Source organism: Cohnella yongneupensis (genome assembly GCF_042655785.1).
Taxonomy (GTDB): domain Bacteria; phylum Bacillota; class Bacilli; order Paenibacillales; family Paenibacillaceae; genus Cohnella; species Cohnella yongneupensis.
Genome location: NZ_JBHSNC010000050.1, coordinates 1 through 16,640, shown reverse-complemented (window position 1 = coordinate 16,640; position 16,640 = coordinate 1). Strand labels below are relative to the sequence as shown.

Below are 16,640 nucleotides of genomic sequence, written 5' to 3'. Positions count from 1 at the left end.
TAATAAATAGCTCACTTGCAGCATTTAAGAAGGTCTTTTGCCATATTAGAAGTTACACGATAATGAAATTTAATTAATACAGCTAGAATGAAAATCGAAAAATATGGACGATACTGAAGTACTTTCATATTTATTGAAGATATACAGTTTTTTTATGTATTTTGGAGGTGATTCATAAATGGCACGAGCAGACTTACTTAAGACATTAATCAGAAGCTTTAAACAGAATGATAAAGAATCCTTTGTGAAGGCTGCAGAATATATCATTGATGAGGAAAAGAAAAAGAATCATCTGGTATTAGCTGATGAACTCAAGAGAATTTTATATAGTGAACAGACAAATATTCAAAAATCAATAAGTGTGTTTCAACCTATAACTCCCCCAAAAGATTTGGATAAAAATATTAATTTATATGAGATCAAATTTCCTGATAGATTTTTTCGTGATCTTGTTGTAAATGAGATGGTAGAAAATGACCTACAGAGTGTAATTAGAGATTTTCAATACTGGGATACACTTGTTAGTAATGGAATAAAGCCTAATAATAAAATCCTTTTCTGTGGCCCACCAGGATGTGGAAAGACACTGGCTGCTGAAGCAATTGCTGGAGAACTAGGTCTTCCAATGCTGTATGTAAGATTTGATGCGGTGATTTCATCATTCCTGGGAGAAACATCTAACAATTTAAGGAAACTGTTTGAATACGCTAGCAGCAACTCGTGGGTAATCTTTTTTGATGAATTTGATGCAATAGGTCGTTCAAGGGAAGATGAAAGTGAACATGGTGAAGTAAAAAGAGTTGTAAATGCTTTTTTGCAACTTATAGATTCTTTTGCCGGAAGATCATTGATAATTGCTGCTACAAATTATGAGAAGGTAATCGATAATGCACTTTGGAGACGATTTAGCGAGGTGGTTCAATTTGAACTTCCTAACCATGCTCAGATTCAAATATTACTTAAGAGGAATTTAAACCGATTTCATGGTCCTGAGAATAAACTTCGGGAGTTAGTTGACGAACTAATTGGATTTTCCCACGCGGAAATTGAGAGAATTTGCCAAAGTATAGTTAAACAATGTATCTTTGATAATAGAGACTATTTTACCCAAAAAGATATTGAACGTTCGTACGTAAAAGAGTTAAGGCGCAAACAAGCACGCATTGCGAACAACACTGGAGGCTAGGTCATGACTGAGTTTCAACCTCTGAGCCACATAGAGATTATAAGAGAACCAGTAATTAGCCCAGTTAGAGGCAGGCAAAATCCTAATGCACCAAGGATTATACCTAGAGGGAATAGACAGGCGCATGGAACATTAATCAATCAACAAACATCAGATGCTATCACATCTATAAACAGACATCGTGAGCAAGTGGGAATTTCTCCTGATTCCCTAGTAGTACTTGAATTTAAAGTGCTTTCGGTAAATCAAAGAGAAACATTAATAACAGCCTTTGAAATTTCCATTGTTGAAGAAGTATTTGTCAAAGAAGATGGTGTTACAAACTATCGTCTACTTGTTCAATTTCCGAATAGCGAGATACTTAATAGGTTCGTTAATGAAAGACAGTTATATGAAATAAATTCTCCTCAACGTGGTAATCTTACTCATGCTCAACGAAGAGATCTATTTGATTCACTAGAGACAATAAGAAAACTTGATCCAGCTGATAGAATGGGAGAGAGACTGAACTCTGAGGGAATTCCCACTATCCCATTTATTGCTGATATTGACTTATGGTATGACGGTACACCTAGAGGTGCTATGCAAACAGAGCAGCTATTAAGAGGTGCTTTAAGAAATTTAGGAGGCGAACTCCTTTTAGACTTATTTAGAACTCCGAGTTTACTTCTTGGAAAAGTCCGTCTCAATGCAGAAGCTTTGCAAACTTTGCTCAATCTAGACATTGTTGCCTTAGTTGATTTGCCAAGCAAACCTAATTTAGAGGAAAAATTTGACATATTTAATGAAGCGCCACAAAACTATCAAAATGCTAGATTTGACTTAGACGAAGAAGCTCCGCTGGCGACAATAGTTGATTCTGGAGTGTTCGCAGGGCATCCATTGCTACGAGATGGAATCCTTATTGAAGGTTATGATTTTGGTACAGGTGAGAATACAGAGATAGACTTAAATGGTCATGGAACAGGTGTTGCCGGTATTGTAGTATATGGTGATATTCCTAATCATCTGACAACAGGTAATTGGTTACCTAAGGTTAGAATATGTAATGCAAAAGTTTTATGTAATAATCCTGTATGGAATACTCCTGTTTTTCCAGAGGAAAAACGCCCCGAAATGATGTTAGAGGAAGCAATAAGATATTTTCATAGTGAAAGAGGATGTAGGATTTTTAATCTGTCTATTGGAAATATGAACAATGTTTATTCTGGTGGACGTCAATTTCCGTGGGCGGAAACTCTCGATAATTTATCAAGGTTATTAGACATTGTTATTGTTGTTAGTGCTGGCAATGTAGCACATCCAGAGGTCCCACTAGGTATTACACGTGACGAAATACAACAACAAGCCAGAGATAATCTGCTAACGCAGCCTCATAAACTTATCGACCCAGGCACAGCTTCAATATGTCTTGTTGTTGGTTCAGTTACGAGGCGAGATGATTTTAGAATCACAGGTGGTATGGCAAGGCTATCAGTTAATAAGCCTAATTCACCTTCAGTTTTTACAAGGTCAGGATTTGGTGTAAATGGTTCAGTTAAACCTGATTTAGTAGCCCCAGGTGGTAGTTTTATAATCCAACAAGCAGGTGGCACAAATCAGTGGATTAAAAATGATCATAATGTCGGAGAACCATCATTACGACACACATTAGATGATGGAAGATGGTTCAGGGGTTTTTGTGGCACTAGTTTTTCGGCGCCTCATGTTACCCATATTAGTGCAATTATGGAGCATACTCTTAAAAGACAGCTTGGGCGTCCACCAAGTGCAAACTTAATTAGAGCAATGGTTGTGAATTCAGCAACTGTTCCTACTGAGATAGAAGATTGGATAAAACAAGCGAATGATCCTGAAGATCATAGGACTCAACCCCGTACATCTGAATATGTGTTAAGAACTATGGGGTATGGGAGACCTTCATTAAGTCATATATGGTCTCAAAATAATAAGGTAACATTATATGCGGAAGAAGTTCTAACTCTAAATTCTTTTCATTTATATAACATTATAGTTCCTCCGAACTTTTTGAATGGAAGATTCGAAAAGTCTATATCTATTAGCCTTGCCTATGATCCTCCAGTTAGATTAAGCCGTAAAACATATACTTCAAACAGGCTTTGGTTCGAGGTTTATAAAGGTCTGTCAGTAGCACAATTAGAACAGTTCAGGAGAACTCGTCAGATCGGTGATGAAGATGAACTACCAACAGTTCCAAAAGCTAATAGGACAAAATTTTTGCCTGGGTATCAGTCGCTACAAAACTCAACGGTACAACTAAGGACGTGGAAGAAGGGGAGAACCGGTGGAGCCGATTTGTTTAAGATACCAGTAGGTGGTAATGAACCGACAATTACAATATTGGTTGCAGGCAAAGAGCAATTTCCCCATCCAGATGGGCAAGATTCACAAAAATATGCATTAGTTATTACCTTTGAAGCACAAAGTCCTGAAATTGATCTATATACACAAATTCAGCAGCGAATACGTACTAGGACTCGAGTACGTGTATAACCATCAAATGATATTAAGGTTCCAATGTGATATCCCCTTGAGTAGGAGCAAGACTAAGATGTTATTAATTTAGGAAGTTGTTGACGGATTGTTGACGAAACCCGTCAACAACTACCCGAATTGATCACAAGCGGCCACAAGAACAAAAAGGGGAACCCTTATAGATCAAGGCTTCCAAGCATCGCAACAACTCCCAACAATACCGCTATATGAGCCTTCCAAGCTAATAGCGTGGGTTCGATTCCCATCACCCGCTCCATAACTTTAACTTCGAAAGCCTTACTCCGGTAAGGCTTTTTTTGTTGTCTAGTAGCTGATATCCCTTCGACGATACGTGAATATGCTCTTTTAAGAGCTAAATGTATCTCGAGTCTCTGGCAGAAAACGAGGTGATCGAGTGACGATAAAAGGAATTGATTTCGTGCAGCCGATTTCCGCCGAAACGGCCAAATCGATAGCTGCAGAGGGATATTGCTTCGCGGGAAGGTATTTGGTACCGCCGTCATATGCGTGGAAACGACTAACGCGAGCTGAGGCGGAAGGGATAACGGAAGCAGGGATGGACATCGTCAGCGTGTTCGAGACGACGGCAAGTCGACCCGAGGGGGGAGCGGTTAACGGACATGCGGATGGACAGGCCGCGTACGTAGAGGCTGTGGGGATCGACCAACCGGTCGGGAGCGCAATCTATTTTACGGTCGGCGGGTCACCCTGTAGATCTGAACGAGTCCTATGGCGGCGAAGGATGGTGGAGCACGAAAGGGGGAGAAGAATCGATGATGAGTGCGCAAGACGCGGAGAAAATCATTAAATTTTTGAGCGCCGGTTGGTTTGCGACGGAGGATCCTGAGGCGCGCAACGAGTTCAACCGGTTGGCCAACGAAGTCCGCAAAGCGGCAGGATTACCGCCTCAATAGCTGATAAGCATTCATCGCGTATTCGCGATAAATCGCATTAAACGCAGGCGTCATCTTTTAACGGATGATCCTTTCAGTCGCATAAATCGGGGAGCCGAATCCGCGCGCTTGCGGGACGGTTCCTTTTTTCATGAAAATGAAGATTTCTGGCGATCAATGTAGTATGATATTAAGAAGGATTTTTTGGCGTTGAAAGCTTGATTTGGGGTGAAAAGGATGACGGAATTGGCCACTAACGGGCGTTCTCCGTCCAACCATCTGCTGCGTAGGGATGTACGCTTTCTAGGTAACATCTTGGGTGAAGTGCTCGTGCATCAGGGTGGACGCGAACTGCTGGAACATGTAGAGAAAATTCGTGAGATGAGCAAGTCGCTGCGCGCGGAATCTTCGCCGGAGCTGTACGAGGAATTCATGAATACGATCAAGACGCTCGAGCCAGGTATTAGGCACAGCGTTATTCGTGCGTTCGCGATTTATTTCCAATTGGTTAATATCGCGGAGCAGAACCATCGTATTCGCCGTAAACGGGACTACGAGCGTTCGGCGGGAGAGTCGGTTCAACCCGGTTCGATCGAGAGCGTCGTGCAAGAGCTTAAGAGCAAGAGCTTACCGGTCGAAGAAGTGCAAGAGATGCTAAGCGACATTTCGCTCGAGCTCGTCATGACGGCGCATCCGACGGAAGCTACGCGCAGAGCGGTTCTTGATATTCATAAGCGGATCGCGGACGAAGTAATGGAGCTGGACAACCCTACTCTCACTTACCGCGAGCGCGAGAAGCTTCGCGAGAAGCTGCTTAACGAAGTGCTTACGCTATGGCAGACGGATGAGCTTCGGGATCGTAAGCCTACCGTTCTGGACGAAGTGCGCAACGGAATGTACTTCTTCCATGAAACGCTGTTCGACGTGCTTCCCGACGTATACGAGGAGCTCGAACGCTGCTTGACGAAGTTTTACCCTGACGAGGCTTGGCATGTGCCGACTTACCTCAGATTCGGTTCTTGGATCGGCGGCGACCGCGATGGCAACCCGTCCGTTAAAGCCGAAATTACGTGGAAGACGCTGAACATGCAGCGTAACCTCGTCATTTACAAATACGAGCACATCATTAAAGCGCTAATGCGTCAAATGAGCTTCAGCACGTCCATCGTGAACGTAAGCCCCGAACTGCTCGAGTCGATCCGTAAGGATTCCGAACAAATGGAGCTTCGGTCGGTCGAGGCTTGGACGAACGACAAGGAGCCATACCGCGTTAAGCTGACCTATATGTTGCAAAAGCTGCAAAACATGCGCGAAGACGAGTTCAAACATACGAACAAACGCTACCATACGGTAGATGAATTGCTCGCGGACTTGGCGCTTATCGATCGCAGCTTGCGCCACCATTATGCGGATTACGTAGCGGACACGCAGTTGAAGAAGTTCATTCGTCAAGTCGAGCTGTTCGGCTTCCATTTGGCCGCTCTGGACGTGCGTCAGCACAGCCAAGAGCACGAGAACGCAATGGTCGAAATTCTCGCCAAAGCGGGCATCACCAGCGACTACTCGGCGCTCGGAGAGAAAGAGAAGATCGAGCTGCTCCACGGTTTGCTGGGCGATATGAGACCGCTGTTGCACGAGACGGCTGAAGTGAGCGAGTCCACGAAAGAGATTTTGGACGTATATCGTACGATTCAACGCGCGCAGGTCGAATTCGGCCGCGATTGCATCACGAGCTATCTGATCAGCATGACGCAGGGTGCCAGCGACCTTCTCGAAGTTATGGTATTCGCGAAGGAAGCCGGCCTGTTCAGAAAAAATAAAGACGGCAGCATTACGGCTACGCTGCAGGCGGTTCCGTTGTTCGAGACGATCGACGACTTGCATGAGGCTCCGGCTATTATGAAGACGTTGTTCGAATTGCCGATCTATCGGGAATGCTTGTCGACGATGGGCAATCTTCACGAAATCATGCTCGGCTATTCCGATAGCAACAAGGACGGCGGCATGGTTACGGCGAACTGGGAGCTGCGCGTAGCGCTCAACGATTTGACCCAGACGGCGAAGGAACACGACGTTCGTCTCAAGTTCTTCCACGGACGCGGCGGCGCGCTCGGACGCGGCGGCATGCCGCTTAACCGTAGTATTCTCGCGCAACCGCCACACACGATTGGCGGAGGCATCAAGATTACCGAGCAAGGGGAAGTATTGTCGTCCCGTTACTCGATGAAGGGCATCGCCTACCGCAGCTTGGAGCAAGCGACGAGCGCGCTCATCTTGGGCGCTTACCTGTCTCGCTATCCGACGCAAGAGAAATCGTCCGAAGCCGAGTGGGAAGATATTATGCGCGGCATCTCTGAAGATGCGCAGACGAAGTACCAAGATCTGATCTTCCGCGATCCGGGCTTCATGACGTTCTTCAAGGAATCGACGCCGCTTCCGGAAGTCGGGGAACTGAACATCGGATCCCGTCCTTCCAAGCGTAAGGGAAGCGACCGCTTCGAAGACTTGCGCGCGATTCCATGGGTGTTCGCATGGACGCAAAGTCGGTATTTGCTACCGGCATGGTACGCGGCGGGAACGGCGTTCCAGAAGTTCGTAGACGGGGATGCTTCAAGGCTCGAAGTGCTTCGCGTCATGTACCGCGAATATTCGTTCTTCCGCTCACTCGTCGACAATCTGCAAATGGCGCTAGCGAAAGCGGATCTAACGATCGCTCGCCAATATGCGGCGATGATCGAGGACGATACGATTCGCGCACGGATCTTCACGCTAATCGAAGAGGAATATGCCACGACGAAGAAGATGATCCTGGCCATTACCGGACAAGAGGAAATTCTCGACAATTCGCCGGTTATCCAAGAATCGATTCGTCTGCGCAACCCGTACGTCGATCCGCTTAGCTACATGCAGGTTCAGTTGCTCGCAGAGCTTCGTAGCTTGCGCGCGCAAAACGGGGACGACACGGAGCTCCTTCGCGAAGTGCTCTTGACCATTAACGGAATTGCCGCCGGTCTTCGCAATACCGGTTAATTAGTAAAGCATGTGGCTCGGGTGCAAACCTGAGCCTCTTTTTACATTGAAAGCAGGTTGTCCGCCGATGAATCGTAAACACAACTTCTGGGCTGTCGCGTTAGTGTTGGCAGGCGCGAGCAGCTACGGAATTGGCTCATCCATCTATAAGCTCGCATTGGAAGACGGGTGGAGCGCGCAGCACCTTACTTTCCAGCAAGTGTTGTCGGGCGCGGCGTTGCTGTGGCTTGCCATGGGTTTGCGAGCGCTAAAACGCGGCATGTCCGGAACTCGCTCCGGAGGAACAAGCGTGAGGCGTTCTTGGCTGAAACTTTCGGCAATCGGTGTAGTTGGGTTAGCGTTAACGACGCTGTTCTACAACGAGTCGTTAGCCCGGGTAGATGCTTCACTCGCGATCGTCTTGCTTTTTCAATTCACGTGGATTACCATTTTCCTAGAAAGTATTCGCAAGCGTGCTTGGCCGAAGAGAGCGGAATGGCTCGCGATGCTCTTCATTGCGATCGGAACGGTACTTGCGGTCGGCTTGCTCGAGCATGATTTCAGCCGAATTGACGGCATAGGCGTCTTGTATGGTTTGCTCTCGGCCGTTACGTACAGCTTGTTCTTCTTTTTAACGGATTTTTTGCCGCCGGAGCTCGATTCCATCGGTAAATCTTCCGTAATGTCTACCGCATCCCTCGTGTTCGTGACGCTATTGCATTGGCCGACTATGTTCGACTGGGGTAATAGCGGCTCAATTATAGGGTGGGGGCTGTTGCTCGGATTGTTGAACACGGCTTTACCGTTCTTCTGTTTTAACGTAGGGATACCGAAGCTCGGAGGCGGTCTCGCCGCGCTGCTCGGATCCATGGAATTGCCGGCAGCGGTAGTTGCCGCGTTCCTTCTGTTGGGAGAACCGCTTACTTGGTGGCAAGCGGCGGGTATCGCGCTCATTCTCGTCGGAATCGGAGCAACCCAAAAACGCACGAACGATGACGCAATAACCGGTATGGAAGGTGAGGATTGACTTTGAAGCCATTAGAGACGCGGCTCGCGAGGTTGGCCCGTAAAGGCGATCAGCGCGCGTTCGCGGAGATCGTGGATTTGTATAAGGACAAGCTTTACCACCTCGCTTATCGGATGACGGGAAACCGACAAGAAGCCGAGGATGTTGTCCAGGAAGCTTTTTTGCGCGTATATAAAAACCTGGATCGCTACGACGAGAATCAGAAGTTCTCGACTTGGATCTATCGCATTGCGACGAACCTATGCATCGACCGGCTTCGTAAGAGGCGCGCTGTATATTCGCTGGATGCGGAATCGACGGATCATGACGGTCTTGACGGCTACTCGATGATGCCTAGCGACGAACGAACGCCGGAGAGCGAGCTACTGCTGTCGGAGACGCAGAAGCTGATCCGCGAAGCGATCGCGACGCTACCCGTAAAATATAAGTCTATAATGATATTGCGATATCTTCAGGACTTGTCGTTGCAGGAAATATCCGACGTGCTCGATATGCCCGTGACGACGGTGAAGACAAGGGTGCACCGCGGCCGGGAGTTTTTGAGAAAGAAATTAGAGCACAAGTTATAAGCGTTATGAAATAAGTGAAACTTCACAGGAATGTCTTACGTAATCTATAGAAGCTACATTCGTGAGGATCAACTCACCGCTGAAGAAAGGGATGGCAGATATGAAGTGCAACATCGCCGTCGCGTCAATACACGAGTATCTGGATGGGGATCTGCCTCGCGATGAGATCAAGCATCTGCAGGAGCATCTCCAGAGCTGCGCCGCTTGCAGCACTCGGCTCGACGCGCTCGAGAAGACCAACGCGTTCGTTCAGTCGCTGCCGGCCGAAGCGCCGCCTTCCTATTTATCCGATCGCATAATGAAGTCGTTGCCGAAGTCGCGTCGTCCCGCATCTTGGACATCATGGGTTCGTCGTCACCCAGCCGTATCGGCCGCGGCGATCTTCATGGTCGTCATGTTGTCGAGCTTCATAGCGATGTGGAATCAAGACAAAGAGCTGTCGGTATCCGGGGATCTGGATCACGTTATTATCGAAGGCAATAAAGTCATCGTACCCGCTGGCCAGCACATCGAGGGCGATCTGACCGTCGTGAACGGAATCGCGCAAGTCGACGGGGACGTCGAGGGCGATCTAACGGTCATAGACGGAAGCTATACGTTGGCTTCCACGGCTCATATCGCAGGAGATATTAAGCAGATCGATCGAGCGGTCGACTGGATTTGGTATAAAGTCAGCTCATGGTTCGGTACACTGGCATACGGTACCTAATGTAAGGTATGATGGACATATGGAATCCGTCCAAGCTTGACTGCCTCTCTGGACGCCCGGAGAGGTTTTTTTATGTCAGAGACAGGATTTCATGGGAACCGTAGAGAAAGATTAAGGGATAAGAAGCGCTTAAATCCGACACCAATCGATAAACCATTCCAGCGCCGGGACGGGGGGCAAGCGTCTTGGACTATTTTGCCGGGCTGACATTCAAAAACTCCTTTAAAGATATTGTCGATGTTCTCATCGTCAGTTACATCATTTATCGTCTCATCATTCTGGTGAGGGGCACCCGCGCGGTCCAATTGCTTAGAGGGATCCTGCTTCTCGTCATTACGTGGGCGCTTAGCACGTGGTTTAACCTATATACGCTGAAGTGGCTCATGAATCAGATGTTCACTTTCGGCGTCGTTACGGTGCTTATTATTTTCCAACCGGAGCTCCGAAGGGCGCTTGAGCAGCTCGGACGCGGCAAGCTGTTCGCAAGGACGTCGCAGGAAGAGCAGGACGTCAGCCATCAGATCAACGAAGTGATTAAATCGGTTAATTATTTATCCCCTCGAAAGATAGGGGCGTTAATCGTATTCGAGCGGAGTACCGGGCTTAACGATTATATCGAGTCCGGGATCAAGATGAATTCGAAGCTTAGCTCGGAGCTGCTTAGCAACGTATTCGTGCCGAATACGCCGTTGCATGACGGAGCGGTCATCATTCGCGGAAATCAGATTATGGCTGCAGGCTGTTACTTGCCGTTATCGGAAAATCCGTTCATCAGCAAGGAGCTGGGCACGCGCCACCGCGCGGCGATCGGCGTCAGCGAAGTGTGCGACGCGATCTCGGTAGTCGTGTCCGAGGAGACGGGACAAGTCTCCCTCGCCATGAACGGGCAAATCGTGCGCGATATTAAGGAAGAGTCGCTGATTTCGAAGCTGTTCGAGGAGCTGCGGCCGCAATTCAAAGCGAATAAGACGGAATGGAAAGCGTTCTGGAAGCGGAAAGAAGGTGGCAACCGTGGATAAATGGTTGAATCACCCGACAGCCGCCAAGCTTCTTGCGCTCGGAATTGCCATTCTGATGTGGGCGGTCGTGCACTACAATCAGGAAGCACCGCCGAATACGGTCGCAACGACGACGAAGACGAAGACGCTCACGCTTAACGTTCAGCCTTACGGATTGGATGAAAGCAATTTCGTTCTAACCGAATTCAACCCCGGAAGCGTGACGATCAAAGTCAGCGGATCAAGCGCGGCATTGCTCGCCAAGACGGAGAATTACAAACTGCAGGTCGATCTGAGACCTCTGGGCGAAGGCACGCATAAAGTAGAGATAGACGCCAACCTGCCTCGCGGCTTGGATTTGGTGGATATAGAGCCGTCGACGGTTCAAGTGACGCTAGTCGCGCTGCAGACGAAGGAATTCGAGGTAGAGGTCGTGACGGAAGGCAGCCCGGCCAAAGGGTATAAGGCGGGGACGCCGATCGTCAAGCCGAGCAACAAAGTGCACGTCACATTGCCGGACAACGTGATGGAGCGGGTCGCGAGCGTCAGAGCGAATATCTCCATCGACGGAGAGCAAGAGACGATTAAGAATAAAGGCGTCAAGCTGGCCGCTTACGATGAGAAGGGCAAAGTCATCGAGAACGCGAAGCTCGAGCCGGCGGTCGTCGAGGTCGAGGTTCCGATTACGAATCCGTTCAAGACGATACCGCTGCAGTTCAAGTTGAGCGGTCACATGCCGACGGGACTAAGCATCGCGTCCTTCAAGCCGGACGCCGAACAAGTAACCGTCTACGGACCGCAAGACGCGCTGGATAAGCTGGAGTTCCTAGAAGTTAACGTACCGCTCGACGATCTGAAAAATTCAGGCAAAGTTACGATTCCGCTGACGATCGGTGCTCCGATCATCGAAGTATCGCCGGCGCAGATTGAGATCTCGGTTGAGGTCGTGCTGTCGGAGACAAGAACGCTGGAAGGCTTGCCGATCACCTGGAAAGGGCTGAACGACGGCTTAAGCGTCAAGATAACCGATCCGGCATCCGGAATGGCGGACATCGTCGTGCAAGGCGCGCCGTCGATTCTCGGAAGCTTGAAGCCGGGCGACGTGGACGTGTACACGGAATTGAGCAACAGAGGTCCGGGGACGTATACGGTTCCGCTTACGGTGAATCTTGAGCGGTTCATGGAGCAGGTTGGGGGCACGAATAGCATTACGGTAGAGATTACAAGCGACGTTCCGGTCAACGTTCCCGAAGAGGGAGCGGCGGAAGGCGATGGAACGACAACGCAGGCGGGGTCGGAGGCCGAGGCCGTAACGACGACTCCGTAAGCGAGCCTCGCGGGTGTCGCGGATAGTTATGTACGATAGGACGAAGGAGCATCAATTGCGCATATGGGAAAATATTTCGGAACTGACGGAGTTAGAGGCGTAGCCAACCAAGGATTGACGCCGGAGTTAGCTTATAAAATCGGCCGCTGCGGCGGCGTCGTATTAGCGGGTCGCGCGGAACGGCCGAAGGTCATCATCGGATGCGATACGCGTATTTCCGGCCCGATGCTGGAAAGCTCGCTTGTAGCTGGACTATTATCGATCGGCGCGGACGTCGTGCGCCTGGGCGTCGTCAGCACGCCAGCGGTTGCATACTTGACTCGCGTGCTCGGCGCGGATGCGGGCGTCATGATTTCGGCTTCGCATAATCCGGTCGAGGATAACGGCATTAAGTTTTTCGGCGGCGACGGTTTCAAGCTGCTGGACGAGACGGAAGCGGAGATCGAACGGCTCATGGACGCGGAGGAAGACACGCTGCCTCGTCCGGTCGGCGGCGCGATCGGTACGCTTACTACGGATACGACGGCGAAAGAGCGGTACTTGGCGTATTTGAAGACGACGGTGAGCCATTCGTTCGCCGGCGTGAAGCTCGTGCTCGATTGCGCGCATGGCGCGGCATACGAGCTGGCGCCGGAAGTGTTCCGCGCGTTAGGGGCGGAAGTGGTGCTGCTCGGCGCGGAGCCGAACGGCCTCAACATTAACGCCGGCGTAGGCTCGACTCATCCGGAGCTGCTCGCGGCGAAGGTGAAGGAAGTCGGCGCGGACCTCGGACTTGCGTTCGATGGTGACGCGGATCGCTTGATCGCGGTCGACGGGGACGGCGAAGAAGTCGACGGAGACTACATTTTGTGCATTTGCGGCGACGCGATGCGGCGCGCGGGTCGACTATCGAAAGACACGGTCGTCACGACGGTCATGGCGAACCTCGGATTTTTCAAAGCGGCGAACACGCTCGGTCTGAAGACGGCTAAGACGGCTGTCGGCGACCGATACGTCATGGAAGAAATGGTGAACGGCGGCTATAACTTGGGCGGCGAACAATCCGGGCACGTTATTTTCCTCGATTATAGTACGACCGGGGACGGCATTCTGACTGGCTTGCAGCTCGTAGATACGATCGTAGCCTCGGGCAAGAAGTTGAGCGAACTGAAGCAAATGATGAGCAAGTTCCCGCAAGTGCTCGTTAACGTGAGAGTCGCCGATAAGTCCCGTTATCCTGGCAACGCCGCGATCGCGGAAGCGGTCAGAGCGGCGGAGGCGGAGCTTGGCGACAACGGCCGCGTGCTCGTGCGTCCATCGGGGACGGAAGCTTTGATCCGCGTAATGGCGGAAGGCGCGAACAAAGAAGAAATCGAGCGTCTGGTCGGCAATATCGTCGACGTTGTGCGGCTTGAGTTAGTATAAGCTATTGAAATCGGCATTGCGCAGAGCCTCGGTTCGCGCGAGGTCGATTTTTTGTTTCCGTACAATAACTGGAATTGTCGTTTCCCGGGAAATAACCGCGAAAAGGTTGCAACACATTTTCAAAACGAATAAGATATAGAAAGTATTCAGGAATAGAAGGGCAGGGTAGCGACAAAAGGGCAACAAAAGCGCCAGAACTTGACGAAACGCGGAAGCGGGATCCATAGCGGCGGGAATCGGGAGCGGAAAAGCGATTCTCGCGGGTAGCTTGGATTCGTGCAGCCGTCGGAGTAAACAAGTTGACGAGGTGGGGGTGTTCGGAACGTTCGGCGGGGACCCCCCGGCTTACCATCGGAGCCGACAATCGGATGACAAATCGCTTAGGGCGACCAGGCGGACAATAATCCGATACGATGATGAAACGTTGTTAATGAAAACAACGAATGTGAGATGTCCGACGGACCGATACCGGCCGCGAGCGGGCATGTCGTGGGCAGCGGGGCGCGAAGGCACCCCTTAATTGAATGCGGCTTGTGTGGCTTGTACGGCTACGGTTCGGCTATCGCGGACAGATACCGAAACGGAGGCTAATTTAAATATGTGCGGAATCGTTGGATATATAGGGTTTAGAGAGTCGCAGCCGATCTTGTTGGAAGGGCTGAGCAAGCTGGAGTACCGCGGGTATGATTCGGCGGGGATCGCGGTATACACCGAGCAAGGTCTAGAAGTAACGAAAACGGTTGGTCGGTTGGCTAACCTGGAAAATCGCTTGAGAGGTGAACCGCTGCGCGGTACGGTCGGCATCGGCCATACGCGTTGGGCAACGCACGGCAAGCCTTCGGACGTGAACTCGCATCCGCATACGGACAATTCTTTGAAATTTTCCGTCGTGCATAACGGCATTATCGAGAACTATCTCGACTTGAAGGAAGAGCTGATGATGGCGGGGCACCGTTTCCTGTCGGAGACGGATACCGAAGTTATCTCTCACCTGATCGCGGTCGAATATGACGGCGATATCGTTAAAGCGGTACAACGCGCGGTTAAGAAAATGCGCGGAGCGTTCGCGCTCGGCGTATTGACGGAGCACGAGCCGGATCGTCTCGTAGCGGTGCGCTATGCAAGCCCGCTTATTATCGGCGTCGGCGACGGCGAGAAATATATCGCTTCGGATATTCCGGCGATTCTCGAGCATACACGCGACATTTATATTCTCAACGACGGAGAAATGGCTGTTCTGACCCGCGACGGCGTTGAGCTTATGACGATCGAAGGCAACCCCGTCTCTAAGGAAGTATTCCACGTCGACTGGGATCTCATGACCGCCGAGAAGGGCGGCTACGATCACTTCATGCTGAAGGAAATTCACGAGCAGCCGCGTGCCTACCGCGATACGATGCTCGGACGCATTAGCGAAGACGGCAAGTCGGTCGTGCTTCCGGAGTTGAAAATCACGCCGGAGAAGCTGCGCAGCATCAATCGCGTTCACATCGTTGCATGCGGAACGGCTATGCATGCAGGGCTAGTCGGCAAGAACGTTATCGAGAGCTTGGTGCGCATCCCGGTAGAAACCGACGTCGCATCCGAATATCGTTACCGTTCGCCGATCATCACGCCGGACACTTTGGTTATCGTCGTCAGCCAATCCGGCGAGACGGCCGATACGCTCGCCGCTCTGCGCGAAGCGCAACGTTGCGGCGCGCCGGTACTGGCAATCACCAACGTAGTAGGCAGCTCGGTTGCCCGCGAAGCGGACGACGTGATCATCACGTTGGCAGGTCCGGAAATCGCGGTAGCTTCCACGAAAGCCTACACGTCGCAGCTCATCGCGTTCTATCTGTTCGGCCTCTACTGGGCGCAGACGAACGGCACGCAGGATGAAGCTACGATTGTAAATGTGCTGGCAGCTATGCAGGCGTTGCCTGAGCAAGTGGAGCACGTGCTCGCGCAAGCGGAAGTGATCAAGCAAGTGGCGGAGTCGATCTCCAACCACAGCAGCTTGTTCTTCATCGGCCGCGGCGTTGACTACGCCGTTGCGATGGAAGGCTCGCTGAAGCTGAAAGAGATTTCGTATATCCACTCCGAGGCGTATGCTGCGGGAGAGCTGAAGCACGGTACGCTGGCGCTCATCGAAGAGGGCACGCCGGTTATCGCGCTCATTACCCAAGAAGCGCTGTACGAGAAGACGCTTAGCAACATCAAGGAAGTAAAAGCGCGCGGCGCCGACGTACTCGGTATCGTCAACGAGGGCTACGTGCATGAAGTCGCAAGATCGGTAGATCGCATCTTCGCGATTCCTCGCACGCTGCCGGTTCTGACGCCGGCCTTGTCCGTCGTTCCGCTGCAACTGCTGAGCTACTATGCTTCGCTGGCGCTTGGTCATGACGTTGATAAGCCGCGGAACCTAGCTAAGAGCGTTACGGTGGAGTAAGGTTTAGTACAAGAGAGCAGCCAGTGTACAATGACATTAAAGTTGGTGTATAGACAATAATGTTGGTGTATAGACATTAAAGTTGGTGTATAGACACTAATGTTGGTGTCTGAAGGAATGACGACATCTTCAATAAAGTTGCTGCAGTTCAAATATCGCCTAGAGTGGCCCACGATGATCAATATAATCGGGGCCACTTTTTATAAGGCGAAGGGAATGGACTATGCATTCTATAGGTGAGAGGATAAAACATATTAGAAAGACACATGACTTCAATCAAGTTGTATTTTCTCAGATGATTGGAATTTCACAAGGGACTTTAAGTGATTTGGAGAAAAATAAGTTTAATCCATCAGTTGAAACAATGCTACAACTTCATAAGAAGTTTAATGTGGATATGAATTGGTTGATACTTGGACATAAGTTAAATTCATGATTTGCAAGTGAATGTTGACTTATTACAATAAAGTGTTGTTCTTATGTGAAAGTTAACAATAAAGTATTGTTCTTATTGTTAGAGCTAGCGTAATTCGTCCAGCACTAGACGGTGTTAGTTGTCCACGAATTGAC

General features: G+C 49.9%; 13 protein-coding genes. All 13 read left to right on the top strand.

The window, feature by feature from the left end:
* Window positions 1-178: 178 nt before the first annotated feature.
* Window positions 179-1,186: an AAA family ATPase gene (locus ACFPQ4_RS16415; RefSeq protein ID WP_378112960.1), complete on the top strand. Its 1,008-nt coding sequence runs from the start codon at window positions 179-181 to the stop codon at window positions 1,184-1,186.
* Window positions 1,187-1,189: 3 nt separating this feature from the next.
* Entirely contained in the window at window positions 1,190-3,700 is a 2,511-nt protein-coding gene (locus ACFPQ4_RS16410) for a S8 family peptidase (RefSeq protein WP_378112959.1), read from the top strand.
* Window positions 3,701-4,097: 397 nt separating this feature from the next.
* Window positions 4,098-4,511, top strand: coding sequence for a glycoside hydrolase domain-containing protein (locus ACFPQ4_RS16405; RefSeq protein ID WP_378112958.1), 414 nt, complete (start codon window positions 4,098-4,100; stop codon window positions 4,509-4,511).
* Entirely contained in the window at window positions 4,477-4,617 is a 141-nt protein-coding gene (locus ACFPQ4_RS16400) for an N-acetylmuramoyl-L-alanine amidase (protein WP_378112957.1), read from the top strand. The genes ACFPQ4_RS16405 and ACFPQ4_RS16400 overlap by 35 nt, the downstream gene beginning before the upstream one ends.
* A gap of 216 nt (window positions 4,618-4,833) precedes the next feature.
* Entirely contained in the window at window positions 4,834-7,626 is a 2,793-nt protein-coding gene (ppc, locus tag ACFPQ4_RS16395; protein ID WP_378112956.1) for a phosphoenolpyruvate carboxylase, read from the top strand.
* 67 nt (window positions 7,627-7,693) lie between these two features.
* Window positions 7,694-8,632: an EamA family transporter gene (locus ACFPQ4_RS16390; protein ID WP_378112955.1), complete on the top strand. Its 939-nt coding sequence runs from the start codon at window positions 7,694-7,696 to the stop codon at window positions 8,630-8,632.
* Window positions 8,633-8,634: 2 nt separating this feature from the next.
* Complete coding sequence (sigW, locus tag ACFPQ4_RS16385) at window positions 8,635-9,201, top strand: RNA polymerase sigma factor SigW (protein WP_378112954.1); 567 nt, start codon at window positions 8,635-8,637, stop codon at window positions 9,199-9,201.
* A 61-nt stretch (window positions 9,202-9,262) separates the two neighbouring features.
* Window positions 9,263-9,910: a zf-HC2 domain-containing protein gene (locus ACFPQ4_RS16380; protein ID WP_378112953.1), complete on the top strand. Its 648-nt coding sequence runs from the start codon at window positions 9,263-9,265 to the stop codon at window positions 9,908-9,910.
* 185 nt (window positions 9,911-10,095) lie between these two features.
* On the top strand, window positions 10,096-10,929 hold the full coding sequence (gene cdaA, locus ACFPQ4_RS16375; RefSeq protein ID WP_378112952.1) for a diadenylate cyclase CdaA: 834 nt from the start codon (window positions 10,096-10,098) through the stop codon (window positions 10,927-10,929).
* On the top strand, window positions 10,922-12,235 hold the full coding sequence (locus ACFPQ4_RS16370; protein WP_378112951.1) for a CdaR family protein: 1,314 nt from the start codon (window positions 10,922-10,924) through the stop codon (window positions 12,233-12,235). Before cdaA ends, ACFPQ4_RS16370 begins: the two co-directional genes overlap by 8 nt.
* 63 nt (window positions 12,236-12,298) lie before the next feature.
* Window positions 12,299-13,639, top strand: a complete 1,341-nt coding sequence (gene glmM / locus ACFPQ4_RS16365; protein WP_378112950.1) for a phosphoglucosamine mutase — start codon at window positions 12,299-12,301, stop codon at window positions 13,637-13,639.
* 598 nt (window positions 13,640-14,237) lie between these two features.
* The gene (gene glmS / locus ACFPQ4_RS16360) at window positions 14,238-16,070 is read left to right on the top strand and encodes a glutamine--fructose-6-phosphate transaminase (isomerizing) (RefSeq protein WP_378112949.1); all 1,833 of its coding nucleotides are present in this window, start codon (window positions 14,238-14,240) and stop codon (window positions 16,068-16,070) included.
* A gap of 223 nt (window positions 16,071-16,293) precedes the next feature.
* Entirely contained in the window at window positions 16,294-16,506 is a 213-nt protein-coding gene (locus ACFPQ4_RS16355; protein ID WP_051250584.1) for a helix-turn-helix domain-containing protein, read from the top strand.
* Window positions 16,507-16,640 lie beyond the last annotated feature (134 nt).

Coding starts and splice junctions, on each gene's coding strand:
- ACFPQ4_RS16415 (WP_378112960.1), top strand. CDS start 179: ATGGCACGAGCAGACTTACTTAAGACATTAATCAGAAGCTTTAAACAG.
- ACFPQ4_RS16410 (WP_378112959.1), top strand. CDS start 1,190: ATGACTGAGTTTCAACCTCTGAGCCACATAGAGATTATAAGAGAACCA.
- ACFPQ4_RS16400 (WP_378112957.1), top strand. CDS start 4,477: ATGATGAGTGCGCAAGACGCGGAGAAAATCATTAAATTTTTGAGCGCC.
- ppc (WP_378112956.1), top strand. CDS start 4,834: ATGACGGAATTGGCCACTAACGGGCGTTCTCCGTCCAACCATCTGCTG.
- ACFPQ4_RS16390 (WP_378112955.1), top strand. CDS start 7,694: ATGAATCGTAAACACAACTTCTGGGCTGTCGCGTTAGTGTTGGCAGGC.
- glmM (WP_378112950.1), top strand. CDS start 12,299: ATGGGAAAATATTTCGGAACTGACGGAGTTAGAGGCGTAGCCAACCAA.
- glmS (WP_378112949.1), top strand. CDS start 14,238: ATGTGCGGAATCGTTGGATATATAGGGTTTAGAGAGTCGCAGCCGATC.
- ACFPQ4_RS16355 (WP_051250584.1), top strand. CDS start 16,294: ATGCATTCTATAGGTGAGAGGATAAAACATATTAGAAAGACACATGAC.